Source organism: Mycobacterium simulans (assembly GCF_900232995.1).
GTDB classification, from domain to species: Bacteria; Actinomycetota; Actinomycetes; order Mycobacteriales; family Mycobacteriaceae; genus Mycobacterium; species Mycobacterium simulans.
In genome coordinates this window covers 2,082,724-2,097,580 of record NZ_OCVX01000003.1, presented here as the reverse complement: position 1 = coordinate 2,097,580, position 14,857 = coordinate 2,082,724, and the positions used below count along the sequence as shown (strand labels likewise).

The window sequence follows — 14,857 nt, the reverse complement described above, 5'->3', positions numbered from 1 at the left end:
CTCGGCGAGGAAACTATCGGAAAACGATATCGGAGTCCGAGTTGTCGGCTACACGTTCGGCCCGAATTTCATGGCGGCGGCTACTGCACGCCGAGGGGCCACCCGCGGTGATCTGTATACGGCTGTTGGTGGGGCTGGTGTTTCTCAGCGAAGGCATCCAGAAGTTCCTGTACCCGCATCAGCTGGGGCCGGGCCGCTTCGAGCGAATCGGAATCCCCGCCGCCACATTCTTCGCCAACCTCGACGGGGTCGTCGAAATCGTCTGCGGCACACTGGTCGTCCTCGGCCTGCTGACCCGGATCGCGGCTGTTCCGCTGCTCATCGACATCACCGGCGCCATCGTGCTGACCAAGATCCCGGAACTGCGGCCGGGCGGGTTTCTCGGCGTAGAGGGCTTCTGGGGCATGGCCCACGACGCGCGGACCGACCTGTCCATGCTGCTTGGATTGATCTTCCTGCTGTGGGCCGGCCCCGGCCGCTGGTCACTGGATGCGCGGCTGGCCAATGCCCGTTGATCGACGTGACTTCCTCAAGTGGGGCGGCCTGGCCACGCTGACGGCCAGTGGCCTGGCGGGCTGCTCGCAGAGCCCGCCGAGCAAGGCCGACTATACGTTGCACATTGGCGAGACGGATGTGGAAGTCGCGCCCGGCAAGGTCCTGCGAACCACCACCTACAACGGCCAATTCCCCGGACCGCTGCTGCGGTTCGCCGAAGGCAAGCAGACCCGAGTCGACGTGTACAACGACACCGACACCCCGGAACAGTTGCACTGGCACGGTCAACAGGTACCGGTTGATGTCGACGGCTCCGCCGAGGAAGGCACCCCGTTCATCCCGGCGAAGGGCATGCGCCGAATTTCGTTTGTACCTGGCCCATCTGGATTTCGCTTCTACCACACCCACCTCAACCCGGGCGCCGACCTGCGCGGCGGGCAATACAGCGGCCTGGTCGGCCCTGTCTACATCGAGCCCAAGAATGAGCCTGGAGCCTACGAACACGAAGTGTTCCTGACGCTCAAGGAATTTGAACCCACGCTGAGCCAGGAGGGCGACATGCCAGGCGGCTTCCTGGCCGGCGCGGCGGTCGCAGAGCTGAGGGACAGGGGCGAGCAGGCGATGAACGCCTCGATGGCCGCGGGAATGCCGCACGGCTACGAGGTCGGCTATGAAGTCTTCACCGTCAACGGCCGCAGGCTCGGCCACGGCGATCCCATCCGGGTGAAAACCGGTGACCGGGTCATGCTGCACGTGCTCAATGGCAGCGCCACCGAAAGCCGTAGCCTCGCGCTGCCCGGGCACTCCTTCACCGTCGTCGCCCTGGACGGCAATCCGGTGCCCAAACCTGTTGCGGTGCCGGTGTTGTGGCTGGGAGCGGCCGAACGCATATCCGCGATCGTGGAAATGAGCAACCCCGGCGTCTGGATCCTCGGCGACCTCTCCGACGAGGATCGCGAAGCGGGTATGGGCATCGTCGTCGAATACGCGGGCCGCACCGGCGATCCGCAATGGGCGCCACCCCCGCCGTTCCAGTGGGACTATCGCGTGTTCGCCGCCGGCGGCAATCCTCCGGCGGCCGATCACATCCTCGACATGCTCATCGAGAAACGCAACGCCGCCAGCAACGGTTTCAATCTTTGGACCATAAACGGCACTCCGTTCTCGATGAACGCCAACCAACCGGTCCTCGATATCGTCCACGGACGGCGCTACCGACTGCGGTTCCGCAATGCCACCGACGACATCCACCCCATGCATTTGCACCGGCATACCTTCGAAATCACCAATGTCGCAGGCACTCCCACCGCGGGAGTCCACAAGGACGTGGCGATGCTCGGCGGCTACCAGGTCATGGAGGTCGACTTTGTGGCCAACCAATCCGGGCTGTCCCTGTTGCACTGCCATCAGCAAATTCACATGGACTTCGGTTTCATGATGCTGTTGCGGTGCTCGTGAACCCCCACATCGTAGAATCGCTATCCGATATCGGTTTCGTCACCGGCGTGAGGTGATCTCGTTGCGGGAGTTCCAGCGGGCCGCGGTGCGGCTGCACATCCTGCATCACGCCGCCGACGACGAAGTCCATGGCGCGTGGCTGACCGAGGAGTTGGGTCGCCACGGATACAAGGTGAGCCCCGGCACGTTGTATCCGACCCTGCACCGGCTCGAGGCCGACGGTCTGCTCGTCTCCGAGCAGCTGGTCGTGCAGGGCCGCACCCGACGGGTCTACCGGGCGACCCCGGCCGGCCGTTCGGCGCTGGACGAGGATCGCCGCGCGCTGCGCGAGCTGGCCCGCGAAGTCCTGGGAAACGAGGCCTGACTTTTCCGGTCCTATTTGTAAATAGCGTTTGACATTATGGACCTGTCTTGTATTCACAAATTTTGTACTCAACAATAGTTCCGCTGCGCAAATTCCGGCGGTAGCATCTGAGCTCCCAGGCAAATGAAAGGAACGGTAAATTGAGCGCACAAAAAAGCACCACTATGCGTACGGTCGGGGCGGTGGCCGCGCTGCTGGGAGCGGTGCTGGCTATGCTGCTTACGGGCTGCACACAGCTTGAAAGCGGCGACTTAGGCCCCGGTCGGTCCCCTTTGATCGGTATGTCATCGCACTCGCTCGACGCGGCACCCGGAGTGAATGCAGTTAATTATCAATGATGTAGTAATCGCATTGCCGGGCGTGTCAAAAGAATTGACAAACTGAGGTATTTAGAGCGCTTGGCAATAACGAAAGCGGGTCGACCAGGCGGCGTCCGCGACTATTCGGCGACGGAAAACCCATGGTTTTCCCGCCCGAACGCTGTGATACTCGATGCAGCGCTTCGGCGTGAAGGGAAGGCCCCGAAGGGAGGGCACAGTGAACATCCGTCGCGGGCTGGCCGCTGGCGCCGGCATCGTCTTTGCCGTTGGCACCGGAATTGCCCTGGATTCGGGCGAGCCGGCGCACGCGCTTGGACCACCGCCGGACGGCGCTTACACCTTCAATCAGGCGGGTGTGTCCGGCGTGACGTGGACGATCACGGCGCTGTGCGATCAGCCATCCGGGACCCGCAACATGAACGACTATTCAGACCCGATCGTTTGGGCGTTCAACTGTGCTCTGAATGTGGTGAGCGCGACGCCCGGAGCGCCGATCACCCGCGAGGATCGCATGCAGAACTACAGCGGCAGAGCTCGAATGTCCAGCATGCTGTGGACCTTCACGGTGAGTAAGCCAGAAGGTGTTTCGTGTCCGGGTGGCGGGGCCGCGCCCACCACCGATACCTATGCGTTCAGCGACGAAACGCTGAGCGGCACCCACACCACCCTGCATGGCGCGGTGTGTGGCCTGCAGCCGGACATGAAGAAGGAACCGTTCTCTCTGCAGATGACCGGGCCGCCGCCCACCCCGGTCGAGCGTTACCCGTTGTACTGCAACGGCATTGCGATGTGCTACTAGCGCGCTAGGGGTACCCCGCCCGCCGAGCGTCACGCTGGCGTGACGGCCGGCGGCGGGAGCTGCTCTGACGTGACGGCCGGCGCGCTTACTAAATCGGCGTGATGTAGGCGATCAACCACTTGCCGTCGATCCGCTTGAAGTCCACCCGCAGCCGGCTGCCGTCGTAGAGCGGCTGCCGTGACTTGTCTGTCACGGTGCGGTTCATGTAGACCATCACCGATGCCGAATTCCGTTTGGCGGCCATAACTCCCACGCCGACGACGTTGGCCTGAACTACCACCTCGCGCTTCTTGGCCTCGGGGATGATCTGCGCATTGGCGCTCTTCTGGAACTCCTGGCGATAGTCGGGCGTCAACAACGGATAAGCCTCGTTGAGGCTGCGTTCGACAGTCTGGTAGTCATAGGCAAAGACCTGAGGTATTTCCTTGGCCGCCAACCCCGGCAACACCGCACGGGCTGCCGCTTCGCCCCGGGTCTCCACCCGGTCCCAGTAGAACCACCCACCGGCCGCGGACAGCCCCACGATCGCGACGAGTAGTAGGCCGCCGGCGACCGTGAGCAGCCGCCGCAGCCACCGTCGCATCAGTTGCCTCCGTCGGGATACTTGAGGTCGTATCCGGTCATGTGCCCAGCCTCGTCCTCGTGGACAATGACCCGCAGCCGGTATGGCATGGATGGCTTATTGACACCGTCAATATCGGCGACCGTCACCCGCACCGACACCAGCACCGACGCGTTGTCGCTGACCGTATCAATGCCCTCCAGGGCTGCGCCGTTGATGACGGCCTCCGAGGTCGCATTGGTGGAACGAAACAGGCCCTTGAGATTGTCGACGTTGTTGTTGGCGCTGAGCATGCCACGAAGCGGACCGCTGGTGCCGTTGACGAACCGGTTCACGCTCTCGTCGATGGTGTCCGGCGTGTAGCTGAACATGTTGACCACCGTCTGGGTGGCGGTGTCGACGAAACGCTGTTCACGGGCGTGCTCGGCCTCGGCATTTCGCTGCTGCACGACCAGCGCGGTCACCCCGACAGCCAGTGCGGCGACCACCAGCATGCCGGCAGTGGCGGTGATCCAGCCAACGAGTTTGCGGTGAGCGGGCCGCCGTGGCGGCGGCCGGAGGGCCGTCAACCGCTTGGCGGACTTGGCTTTCGGCTTCACCTCGTCCTTGAGACCAGCCTGAGCGTCGGCTTTGACACCGGTCTGAGCCTCGGCGGGGGCCTGGACGGCAACGGGGGCAACTGTGCTGTCACCCGATTCGCTTTTGGCCGGGCCCGCCGCGCGGGACGCCCGCCTACGCACGCGTTGCGTCGTCGACTGCTGTTCTGCCACTACAGGATCCACTACATCGGCTTCGGAGCAAGCATCAGGTCCACCCAATTCTCGGCGCTTGATGCGCCGACGATTCCGGACGCGAAGATACCAGTGCCACCCGCCGGATCCTTGAACAGGCCGGTGGTCGGGTCGTAGGTGGTGAAAGCCGTACCGCTGGCCTGTGGTTCCGGACCCGGCGCCGGTCCGGTGCCCAAAGGCGGGGGCGGCGGCTCGAGGGACTTCGGGTACGGAACCTGCGGCGGCACCGGCGGGTAGTCCGGCGGCATCCACGACGTGAACGGCGGCGGTGGCCCGTTGTCGTTGGGTGGCGGCGCGGGCTGCGCCGGCTGGTGCGGCGCCGGACCCGGACCGGGCGTCACACCGGGCGGGGGCGGTCCCACGATGGGGATGCCCGGATCCGGATCGGCTCCCGGGGGGATATACGGGAAATGGTTGGGCGGCAAGATGTTTAGCCCATTTGTGACGGGTGTGCCGTACGGGATCGGCGGGCCTCGCCACGGGTTGGTGCCGATCGGCACATAGCCGCGCGGGTCGCGACACAGCGCAACCGTAGGCGCCCGCTTGCCGGGGAACTCCTGGCACGGGTAGTTGCGGGCGCCACGCACGTCGCTGGGGTCGTTCTGCGCCGTCTTGCAGTACATGTCCGTGGGGATCTCGCGCACCGTCTCGTCGGCGGGCGTCCGCATCAGCGGCGGGGGCAGGAAGCCGGTGTTGCACGGGGGCGGGTCGTTCAGGTCGACCTTGAAGTCCAGCTTCGCGCCCTCGTCTTGAGGTGCGCCGCCGGCAGAGGTGGTGATCGCGGCGGATAGGGCCGGGAAGACAACCAGGAGCTGTTCGATCGTCTTGTGATAGATCACACCCACCCGGCCCAGGTTGGCCAAACTGGCGGCCAGCGCGGGGAAGGACGGGCGGATGCCCGAGAACGCGGTGTTGGCCTCGTCGATCGCGCCCGGAGCGGTGGCTAACGTGTCACGCAACCCTGGGTCGGCCCGGCGGACCTCGGAAGTGAACCGGGCCAACCCGTCGGCCAGTGACTTGATGTCGCCGCCGGCGCGAACCTGGGCCTGCAGGAACGGGCCGGCCTGGTCGATCAGCTGCGACACCTGCGGGTAGTTGACGTTGGCCTCGTCGACCAGCAGTCGCGCCGATTCGACCAGCCGGGCCAATTCCGGACCCGTGCCGTTGGTCGCGGTGAACGCCTCGTGCAATAGCTCGCGTAGCCGGGTGTCGCCGATGCTGTTGACTAGCTTCTCGGCCTGCTTGAGCAGGTCGGCGACGTCTTGGCCGATGCGGGTGTTCTTCCGCTCGATCCGAGATCCGTTGCGCAACTTGGCCGGCGAGGGATTGTCGGGCGGCACCAGATCGATGTACTGCTCACCGATGGCCGAGACACTCTTCACGCTGGCGGTGACGTTCGACGGAATCGCGGTGCCGCTGTTCAGCCGCATGTCAGCGGTAACCCCGTTGGGGTTCAACTCCACCGATTCCACCCGCCCGACGGCGACACCGCGGTAGGTGACGTTGGCGTTCTTGTACAGCCCACCGCCGGCAACGAAATCTGCGCTCACGCCGTAGGTTCCGATGCCGAACGTGGCGGGCAAGCGCAGGTAGAAGATCGCCATCACGGCCAATGTGATGACGGTGATCACCGCAAAGATGGCCAGCTGAATCTTGGTGAGTCTGTCGATCATCTTTCCGCCCTACTGTGTCGCCGTACCAGGCGGAATCTTGAACGGGTCGGCCGCCTGTCCGGACAGGTTGGCCAGTTCGCCGACGAGGAAGTCGGGCGGGTTGAGGATCTCGGCCATGTGCGCCATGTTCGGGTCGAAGTATGCCGTGGTGAAGAACGTCTCACCGATCCGGCGCAGCGTCAGGTCGAACGTGGTGAACACGTTGAGATAGTCGCCGCGCACGGACTGCTTGATGCCGAAGTTCGGGAACGGGAACGTCAGCAAAATCTGCAACGAGGTGACGAAATTCTTGCGACTGTCGTTGAGCGCCTTGACAACCGAATACATGTCTTTGAGGTCGGCGGCGAAGTCCACCTTGGTTTCGGCGAGCACGTGCGAAGTGACCATCGCCAGCTTCTTCAAAGCCGCGAATGCATCGACGATGTGGTCGCGGTTCTTGTTGAGCACCCGAACCGCTTCCGGCAATGTGTCCAGCGCTCGGCCCAGATTGTCCTTGTCACGCGCCAGGATCGCGGAGAACCGGTTCAGCCCGTCGACCGCGTCGATGATGTCGTTGACCTGCCTGTTGAGTCCCGCCGTCAACTCCGCGAGCCTGGGAATCAGGTCGACGAACTGACCCTTCCGGCCCACCACCGCTTGGTAGGTCTCGTCGGTGATCTCTTCCAGCGCACCGACATTGCCTTTGTTGACCACCACGCCGAGCGCGGAGAACACCTCCTCGGTGGTGGGATAGCGGCCGGTGTGGGACTCTGCGATTCTCGACCCGTCGACCAGCCTGCCCTTCGGGGGTTGGTCGGTCGGCGCGGCCAGGTCGATGTGCAGCGAACCCAAAAGCGACGTCTGGGAGACCTTGGCGATCGCGTTGGCCGGCAGCACCACATTCTTGTCCAGCGCCAACTTCACTGCGGCATAAAATGATCCGTCGGGCCGTTGCTCGGCCGAGATTCCGGCGACACTGCCCACGGTGACGTCGTCGACCATGACCGGCGAGTTCTGCGGCAGCGTCGCAACGTCGGGCATTTCGACGATGATCGAATACGCGCCATCTCCATGGCCGGCGGTACCGGGTAGCGCCAGCGAGTTCAGCCCGCCGAAACTGCAACCAGCCAGCATTACGCTACTGGCAGCTAACACGTTGCCGCGCAACCAGATTCGGTTCATCAGCCGCCTCCCTGCTCGGGGGGCAGCGGCGTCGCGGGCGGAGGTCCGGGCAACGGGCCGTACCCCGGCGGTCCGGGTGCTTGCGGCACCAGCAACGCCTGCAGATCGGTCTGATTGGACGTCGCAGGCGTCGGCTTCGCCGGTATCCACGTCAGCTCCGGAATCGGTGTCTCCGCTTTGGCCTGAGTGGCCGGGGTGTCGTAGATGATCTGGCCCTTGTACGCCGTGATGGTGTTGATCGGGTGGAACATGATCGGCGGGTAGTTCACCGTGAGCCGGCGCAGCACCGGTCCCAGCCGCTCGCGACAGAGCTCGGCACGCCGGAAGTAGTCGGGCGCCGATGGCCCGGCCGCGGTGTCGAAGGAGCCCCCACAGATGAATTGCACTGGATTCATGAAGTTGGGGAGCGACAGCAGACCATTCAAGGTGCCCTGCGCGGGGTCGTAGATGTTGTAGAAGTTGGCGATCCCCGGGCCCGCCACATGCAAGACCTGCTCAATGTTCTCGCTCTGGTCACTCAGGGTCTGAGCAAAGTCATTGAGCTGGTTGACCGTTTCGATCAACGTCGAGTTGTTCTCGTGCAGGAACCCTCTGATATCCGAGAGCGCCTGGTTGAGCGTTCCCAGCGTGTTGTCCAGGTTGCGCGAGCTGTCGGCGAGCACCTGCGACACTGATGCCACGTGTCCGGCGAACTGGACGATCTGTTCGTTGCTCTCCGCCAGCGCGTCGACTAGTACCTGCAGGTTCTTGACGGTGCCGAAGATATCGTTGCGTGAATCCCCAAGGCGCCCAGCGACTTGCGAAAGCTCCTGCAGTGCGCTGTGGAACGAGTCGCCCTTGCCGTCGAGGGTGTCGGCGGCCTGGTTGATCGCCGCCCCAAGCGGGCCCTGCAACTCGCCGGCCGCCGGACTGAGCTGAACGGACAGTTTGGTCAGCGCTTCCTTGACCTCGTCCCATTCCACCGGGACCGCGGTGCGGGTCAGGTCGATGCTAGCGCCGTCGGGCAGTGTCGCTCCGCCGGTATATGCCGGAGTGAGCTGAATGAACCGCGCCGCCACCAGGTTTGGCGACATGATGACGGCCTGGACGTTCGGAGGAATCTTGAGATCCTTGGACACCGACATGGTGATCTTGACGTCGGATGGGCGCGGCTCGATGCTGTCGATTTCGCCCACTGGCACACCGAGGATGCGGACCTGATCTCCGGGATATAGCCCGACGGCAGAGGTGAAGTAGGCGGTTAATTTTCGGCCGCCGCTTTCCGCGGAGAACAGCGCGTAGGCACCACCGATCAGCGCCACGACCAGCGCGACGATGGTGACGGTGCGCAGCCCCCTGCTGCCGAAACGTCGTGGCGTCGTCATGGTGACTTCGGCCTAATGATCCAGCGTTCTTGAATCATTCCGCGCAGGTAATCGGCGAGGCTGTCCGGCAGCTTGCCCGGCTGGAAAACCGCGTCGAACATTACCCCTACCAGTGGCGCTGGTATGGCGCCGAAGACGTTGACATTGAATCCGGGCCCGGAGCCGACCACCTCGCCCAAGGTGGTCGCGTACGGGGGTAGCCGCTTGAGGGCCTCAGTGATGTAGTCGCGACGCTCGTTGAGGTTGCTCAGCACCAGGTTGAGCTTGTTCAGAGCCGGCCCGAACTCCTTGCGGTTGTCGGCGACAAAGCCGGAAATCTGTGCCGAGACATCGTCGATCCCCGCGATCAGCTGACCGAGAGCCGCACGACGTTCACTGAGCGCGGCGAACAATTGATTGCCGTCATCGACGAGCTTGTTGACCTGTGCGGCGCGTTCGGACAACACCGATGTCACCGTCTTGGCGTGCGCCAGCAGCCCTTTTAGAGCCTCGTCACGGGTGTTCAGTGTGCGAGATAGCGTCGTCACGCCGTCCAGAGCGCCGCGCAGGCTCGGGGTGGCGTCGTGCAGCGTCTCGGTGAGCACCTTCAAGGCCTGCTCGAACTGCGGTTTGTTCAGGTTGTTCGCGTTTTCGCCCAGATCCTCAAGGGCGCCGGCAAGCGTGTAGGGCGTCGTGGTCCGGCTCAACGGAATCGTCGTCGCACGGCCGGTGCCGGCCGGGGTCACCGAAATCGAGCGCTCACCGAGGATGGTGTCGGTCCGGATCGCGGCCAGGGACTGGTCACCGATGACGACCTTGCGGTCCACGTTGAAGGTGACCTTGGCGCTGTTGCCGGCCAGGCTCACGTCCGACACCTTGCCGACTTTGAAACCCGACACCAAAACCGCGTTACCGGGTGTGATACCGCCCGCGTCGGAGAAGTAGGCCTCGTACGTCTTGCCCTGCGGCCAGAACGGCAGCCCGGCGTAGCCGAAAGCGATGAGGACGACGCAGACCACCACCACCAGACCGAAGATGCCGGTCCGCAGCGGGTCGCGGTCGTGCTTACTGCTTGGCTTGCTATTTGACAAAAGCGCACCTCCCCTTACTGGGATCCACCTGGCCGCCAAAGGGGATCAGGATGTCGCTACCGGCCGGCCCGTTGATCTTGATCGTCACGGTGCAGAAGTAAATGTTGAAAAACGACCCGTAGGCGCCAAGCGCGGCCAGGCGCAGGTAGTCCTCGCCCAGTTGCTCGACGTCGTTGTTGATCTCTGCCTTGCGGTTATCCAGTTCGGTGGCCAGCGGCCGAGCGTTTTCCAGGATGCCCTGCAACGGCCGGCGCGAATTCCTCAGCAGCTCAGTCAGATCCGTCGTCGTCGACGAAAGCGGCTGGATAGCACCGGCGATCGCGTCCTTGTTCTTGGCCAGCCCAGTGATCAGCTGCTGCAGCTGGTCGACGCTGGCGCTGAATTGAGCGCTGCGCTGGTCGATGGTCCCCAGCACCGTATTGAGGTTGTTGATCACGTCGCCGATGAGCTGGTCGCGTCTACCCAGCGCCGACGAGAATGCGCTGGTATCGGCGAGCACATTGGCCAGTGCCCCACCTTGCCCCTGCAGCAGCTCGATGACCGCGCTGCTGATCGTGTTGATCTTGTCCGCGTCCAGGCCCTTGAGCACCGGCTTCAGCCCGCCCAACAGCGCATCGAGGTCCAGGGCGGGCTGGGTGTGTTGGGCGTTGATGGTCGCGCCTGGGGGCAGCTTGCGAAGCTCGCCCGGCCCCGACGTGATCTCCAGAAACCGGTCGCCGACCAGGTTTTCGTACCGGATCACCGCACGCGTCGACGAGTACAGCGTGTAGCGCTTGTCGACGCCGAACTCCACGTCAATGGTGTTGTCCGGGTTGAGCTTGACACCCTTGACTGCACCGACCGGCACTCCGGCGATGCGCACCTTCTGACCCGCCTTCAACCGCGACACGTCGGTGAAGGTGGCGTGGTAACTGGTCTCCGGACCGAACCGGAAGTCACCGAATACCACCACCAGGGCCGCGGCCACCAGCAGCATGACCACCGCAAAAACGCTGACCTTGATCACCATCGACCGATGCGATGGCATACCCTCGCCCGCCATCAGAAGTCGTCCCGTTCCGCGAAGGCGCCATGGAACAAGAACTGCAACGTCGACGGCGCGTCGACCTGAACCTCGGTGAACGGCTCATACGGAATCAGGGCGTTGTCGGTGACCAGGAATGGCGCGCGGTAGAACGACCCGCCGGTCTGTTTGGTCGGGATGTCGGGCAACCCGCGGCAGTTCGGACCCCCGGAGGCGTTCACGATCGGCAGGCTCTCCGGATAGGTGTACGAAGGCGCGCCCAACACGAAGCTCGACGACGTGAACAGGCCGGCCTTGCGGACGCCGAGCAGCGGGGCGAACTCCTTGACACCGCGATCGATACCAGCGAAGAGGCATCCGAATTCCGGTGAGTAGTCGCCGGCCACTTTGAGCGGGGCCCGCAGCCGGTTGATGGCGGCGATGAAGTCCTGTTCGGCCGGCTCCAGCGTCTCGTAGGCGTTGTTGGCCAGCCCGATGGTGGCCAACAGCGTGTTGTTGAGGTTGTTCTGCTGGTCCACGAGGGTCTTGTTGATCGTCGGCAGGTTGTCGAACACGGTGTTCAGGTCGGGGGCGGCGTCGGCGTAGTAGCCGGTCACGACGCCTACCTTGCGGAAATCCTCCTGCAGGGCGGGCAGCTTCGGGTTGACTTGGCGCGTAAGAGTATTCAGGCCCGACAGCAGCGCGCCCAAATCGTCGCCATGGCCACGCAGCCCCTCCGACAGCGCGCTCAGTGTCCCGTTGAGTTCGACGGGGTCGATCTTGTGCAGTAGGTCGATTAGCGACTGGAACAAGGTGTTGACTTCCAGCTGTACAGCCGAGGCCTCGACGCGGGCGCCCGGACGCAGGGAGCCCGCCGGCGCGCCGGTCGGTGGGATGAATTCCACCGACTTCGCGCCGAAGATGGTGTTGCCGGCGATGTGCACAGTGGCGTTGGACGGGATGAAGTGCAACTCGTTGCTGTTGATGGCCAGCCTCAGCCGCGCCTGCTCACCGCTGTAGCTGATGTCTTCGACCTTGCCGACCTGGATGCCCCGGTACTTGACCTTGGCACCCTTCTCCATCACCAGCCCGGCCCGCGGCGACGAAACGGTGACAGTGTCGGTCGAGGTGAAGGCCGCGGTGTAGGACAGGTACGTCAAGACCGCGGACGCCACGAGCAGGCCGCCCAGCAGCGCCGCGGCGACCCGCGCCGCGGTGCGTCGAGATCCGCCTGCTGCCATGGTGTTATCCCGAAAGGTTGAAGTTGCCGGACGCCCCGTAAACAGCGAGCGAAATGAACAGGGTAATGACCACCACCACGATCAACGAAGTCCGCACCGCCTGGCCGACCGCGATACCGACTCCGACAGACCCACCGGTGGCGTTGTAGCCGTAGTAGGTATGCACCAGCATCACCGCGATTGCCATCACGATGGCTTGCAGGAACGACCACAGCAGGTCGGATGGAATAAGGAAGGTATTGAAGTAGTGGTCGTACAGACCCGCGGACTGTCCATTGATGAACACCGTGGTGAACCGGGCCGCGAAGAACGCGGCAAGCACCGACAGCGAATACAGCGGGATGATCGCGATCAGGCCGGCAACCAGCCGAGTGGACACCAGATACGAAACCGAGTGCACCGCCATGCATTCGACGGCGTCGATCTCCTCGGATACCCGCATGGCGCCCAGTTGTGCGGTGGCGCCGGCACCGATGGTGGCGGCCAGCGCGATACCGGCAATGACCGGCGCGACCACCCGGACATTAAGGAAGGCCGAGAGGAATCCGGTCAGCGCCTCAATACCGATGTCGCCCAGCGACGAGTAGCCCTGCACCGCGATCACGCCACCGGATGCCAGCGTCAGAAACGCCGCTACACCGACGGTGCCGCCGATCATGACGAGTGCCCCCGCGCCGAGCGTCATCTCGGCAACGTTCCGGATCGTCTCCTTCCGGTAGCGGGTGATCGCGTTGGGGACATACCGCACGGTTTCGCCGAAGAACAACGCCTGCTCGCCAAAGTTGTCGACCGGCCCCTGCAGCCTCGACATGATTCGGCGAAAGCGGATAGTGGCGTCGTAACTCATCCCATGCTCACCATCGCGCTCCCGCCATCGTCTGTTACTTCGCCTACTTCGCCGAGATTCGTACGCCGATAGCAGTCATCACAACGTTGATCACAAAAAGGCAGATGAACGCGTAGACAACGGTTTCGTTGACCGCGTTGCCGACGCCCTTGGGCCCGCCCTTGACGGTCAGGCCGCGATAGCACCCGACCAGCCCGGCCATCACACCGAACAGCAGTGCTTTGACTTCGGCGAGAATCAGCTCGCGGAGCCCGGTAAGCACGGTCAGCCCATTGATGAAGGCGCCCGGGTTGACGCCCTGCAGGAAGACCAAAAAAACGTAGCCACCGGACAAGCCGATGGCACAAACCAAACCGTTGAGCAGCAACGCGACCAACGTCGACGCCAACCCTCTCGGGACGACGAGCCGTTGGATCGGGTCGATGCCCAGCACCCGCATCGCGTCGATTTCTTCGCGGATGGTGCGGGCACCCAAATCGGCGCAGATCGCGGTGGCGCCGGCACCGGCCACGACGAGCACGGTCACCACCGGGCCCAGCTGGGTGATGGTGCCGAATGCCGTTCCGGCGCCGGACAGGTCGGCGGCCCCAATCTCACGCAGCAGGATGTTGAGCGTAAACGCGACCAATACCGTGAACGGGATCGATACCAGCAGCGTGGGAACGAGCGAAACCCGAGCGACCATCCAGGTCTGATCTAAAAACTCGCGGAACTGAAACGGCCGCCGAAAGGCGGCACGTGCGGTGTCGATCGACATTTCAAAAAACCCGCCGACGGCCCGGGCCGGAACGGCAAGTTGTTGGATCAACCTGGTCCCCCCGTCTGCTGTTCGCGGCGAAGTATGTACATGTCGTCAGCGACCAGAGCTAACGCTGCTCATCGGGTGAGCCGGCTCATAGTAACTAGAACATGTTCGGGGTGTCGATCAACCTCCAAATATTCTCAGCAACGACCAATATCCACATTTCACCTGCACTTGTGTCCAATTTATCGCCTCTGACCAACCGCCTGACCGCGGCGCGGCGTAGCGATACCCTCGGATCACGTCGCAAGGAGATTACTCATGTCGTTCGTGATTGCGGTGCCCGAGGTGTTGACGACGCGGGCCGGAGAGCTGACGGCGATCGGTTCAGCGATCAGTGCGGCCAACGCCGCGGCGGCCGCTCAGACCACGGGCGTGGTGGCCGCGGCGGCCGACGAGGTGTCGGCCGGTATCGCGGTGGTGTTCGGTGCGCATGCCGAGGGATATCAGGCGCTCAGCGCGCAAGCCGCGGCGTTTCATGAGCAGTTTGTGCGCGCGCTGACAGCGGGTGCCGGCTCCTATGTGGTTGCCGAGGCGGCCAATGCGTCGCCGCTGCAGGTCGTGGAGCAGGCGGTACTGGGCGTGATCAACGCGCCCACCCAGGCCGTGCTGGGGCGTCCGCTGATCGGCAACGGCACCAACGGGGCGCCGGGGACCGGACAACCCGGCGGCGCCGGCGGACTGCTGTTCGGCAACGGCGGCAATGGCGGGGGCCGGGGGGGGCGGGGGGCCGGGGGGGGGGGGGGGGGGGGGGGGGGGGGCGTTCTCCTCCGGGAAGGGGGGGGGGGGGGGGGGGGGGGGGCCGGCGGGGGAGGGGCGGGGGGGGGAGGGGGGGGGGGCGGGCGCCGCGGGCACGGCGGGGAGGGGGGGAGGGGGGGGCGGGGCGGGGCGGGCGGGCGCGGGGGGG

At 64.3% G+C, this 14,857-nt stretch carries 15 protein-coding genes; 5 read left to right on the top strand and 10 right to left on the bottom strand.

Translation table 11 applies throughout. From position 1 onward, the window contains the following. Positions 1–83: 83 nt before the first annotated feature. From MSIMFI_RS10125 to MSIMFI_RS10110, 4 genes are all read left to right on the top strand, one after another. Positions 84–515, top strand: coding sequence for a DoxX family protein (locus MSIMFI_RS10125; RefSeq protein WP_191498113.1), 432 nt, complete (start codon positions 84–86; stop codon positions 513–515). Beyond that, complete coding sequence (locus tag MSIMFI_RS10120; protein WP_191497104.1) at positions 505–1,953, top strand: multicopper oxidase family protein; 1,449 nt, start codon at positions 505–507, stop codon at positions 1,951–1,953. The genes MSIMFI_RS10125 and MSIMFI_RS10120 overlap by 11 nt, the downstream gene beginning before the upstream one ends. A 61-nt stretch (positions 1,954–2,014) precedes the next feature. Next, entirely contained in the window at positions 2,015–2,317 is a 303-nt protein-coding gene (locus MSIMFI_RS10115) for a PadR family transcriptional regulator (RefSeq protein WP_191497103.1), read from the top strand. Positions 2,318–2,854: 537 nt separating this feature from the next. Next, positions 2,855–3,436 (top strand): hypothetical protein, encoded by a 582-nt coding sequence (locus MSIMFI_RS10110; protein ID WP_191497102.1) that lies wholly within the window; start codon positions 2,855–2,857, stop codon positions 3,434–3,436. Between the two features lie 88 nt (positions 3,437–3,524). Here MSIMFI_RS10110 and MSIMFI_RS10105 read toward each other — a convergent pair whose 3' ends face one another. Genes MSIMFI_RS10105 through MSIMFI_RS10060 form a run of 10 tightly spaced genes read right to left on the bottom strand, consistent with a single transcriptional unit; the run spans position 3,525 to position 13,956 of the window. Next, complete coding sequence (locus MSIMFI_RS10105; protein ID WP_186245990.1) at positions 3,525–4,007, bottom strand: mammalian cell entry protein; 483 nt, start codon at positions 4,005–4,007, stop codon at positions 3,525–3,527. Positions 4,008–4,018: 11 nt separating this feature from the next. Next, positions 4,019–4,780, bottom strand: a complete 762-nt coding sequence (locus tag MSIMFI_RS10100; protein WP_191497101.1) for a mammalian cell entry protein — start codon at positions 4,778–4,780, stop codon at positions 4,019–4,021. After that, entirely contained in the window at positions 4,780–6,462 is a 1,683-nt protein-coding gene (locus MSIMFI_RS10095; RefSeq protein WP_191497100.1) for a virulence factor Mce family protein, read from the bottom strand. The genes MSIMFI_RS10100 and MSIMFI_RS10095 overlap by 1 nt, the downstream gene beginning before the upstream one ends. A gap of 9 nt (positions 6,463–6,471) precedes the next feature. Beyond that, positions 6,472–7,623, bottom strand: coding sequence for a virulence factor Mce family protein (locus MSIMFI_RS10090; RefSeq protein ID WP_191497099.1), 1,152 nt, complete (start codon positions 7,621–7,623; stop codon positions 6,472–6,474). Next, positions 7,623–8,987 (bottom strand): virulence factor Mce family protein, encoded by a 1,365-nt coding sequence (locus tag MSIMFI_RS10085; RefSeq protein ID WP_191497098.1) that lies wholly within the window; start codon positions 8,985–8,987, stop codon positions 7,623–7,625. The genes MSIMFI_RS10090 and MSIMFI_RS10085 overlap by 1 nt, the downstream gene beginning before the upstream one ends. Beyond that, positions 8,984–10,057, bottom strand: a complete 1,074-nt coding sequence (locus tag MSIMFI_RS10080; RefSeq protein WP_191497097.1) for a virulence factor Mce family protein — start codon at positions 10,055–10,057, stop codon at positions 8,984–8,986. Before MSIMFI_RS10080 ends, MSIMFI_RS10085 begins: the two co-directional genes overlap by 4 nt. Then, positions 10,047–11,099, bottom strand: coding sequence for an MCE family protein (locus MSIMFI_RS10075; RefSeq protein WP_191497096.1), 1,053 nt, complete (start codon positions 11,097–11,099; stop codon positions 10,047–10,049). The genes MSIMFI_RS10080 and MSIMFI_RS10075 overlap by 11 nt, the downstream gene beginning before the upstream one ends. After that, the gene (locus tag MSIMFI_RS10070; RefSeq protein ID WP_191497095.1) at positions 11,099–12,301 is read right to left on the bottom strand and encodes a virulence factor Mce family protein; all 1,203 of its coding nucleotides are present in this window, start codon (positions 12,299–12,301) and stop codon (positions 11,099–11,101) included. Before MSIMFI_RS10070 ends, MSIMFI_RS10075 begins: the two co-directional genes overlap by 1 nt. 4 nt (positions 12,302–12,305) lie before the next feature. Further along, positions 12,306–13,148 (bottom strand): MlaE family ABC transporter permease, encoded by an 843-nt coding sequence (locus tag MSIMFI_RS10065; protein WP_191497094.1) that lies wholly within the window; start codon positions 13,146–13,148, stop codon positions 12,306–12,308. 43 nt (positions 13,149–13,191) lie between these two features. After that, entirely contained in the window at positions 13,192–13,956 is a 765-nt protein-coding gene (locus MSIMFI_RS10060; RefSeq protein WP_191497093.1) for an MlaE family ABC transporter permease, read from the bottom strand. Positions 13,957–14,211: 255 nt separating this feature from the next. On the opposite strand from MSIMFI_RS10060, the gene MSIMFI_RS10055 reads away from it, so the two are divergent. Continuing rightward, positions 14,212–14,857: PE family protein (locus MSIMFI_RS10055; protein WP_191497092.1), on the top strand; the 646-nt coding region annotated here is incomplete at its 3' end.

Coding starts and splice junctions, on each gene's coding strand:
- MSIMFI_RS10065 (WP_191497094.1), bottom strand. CDS start 13,148: ATGAGTTACGACGCCACTATCCGCTTTCGCCGAATCATGTCGAGGCTG.
- MSIMFI_RS10095 (WP_191497100.1), bottom strand. CDS start 6,462: ATGATCGACAGACTCACCAAGATTCAGCTGGCCATCTTTGCGGTGATC.
- MSIMFI_RS10075 (WP_191497096.1), bottom strand. CDS start 11,099: ATGGCGGGCGAGGGTATGCCATCGCATCGGTCGATGGTGATCAAGGTC.
- MSIMFI_RS10070 (WP_191497095.1), bottom strand. CDS start 12,301: ATGGCAGCAGGCGGATCTCGACGCACCGCGGCGCGGGTCGCCGCGGCG.
- MSIMFI_RS10090 (WP_191497099.1), bottom strand. CDS start 7,623: ATGAACCGAATCTGGTTGCGCGGCAACGTGTTAGCTGCCAGTAGCGTA.
- MSIMFI_RS10120 (WP_191497104.1), top strand. CDS start 505: ATGCCCGTTGATCGACGTGACTTCCTCAAGTGGGGCGGCCTGGCCACG.
- MSIMFI_RS10085 (WP_191497098.1), bottom strand. CDS start 8,987: ATGACGACGCCACGACGTTTCGGCAGCAGGGGGCTGCGCACCGTCACC.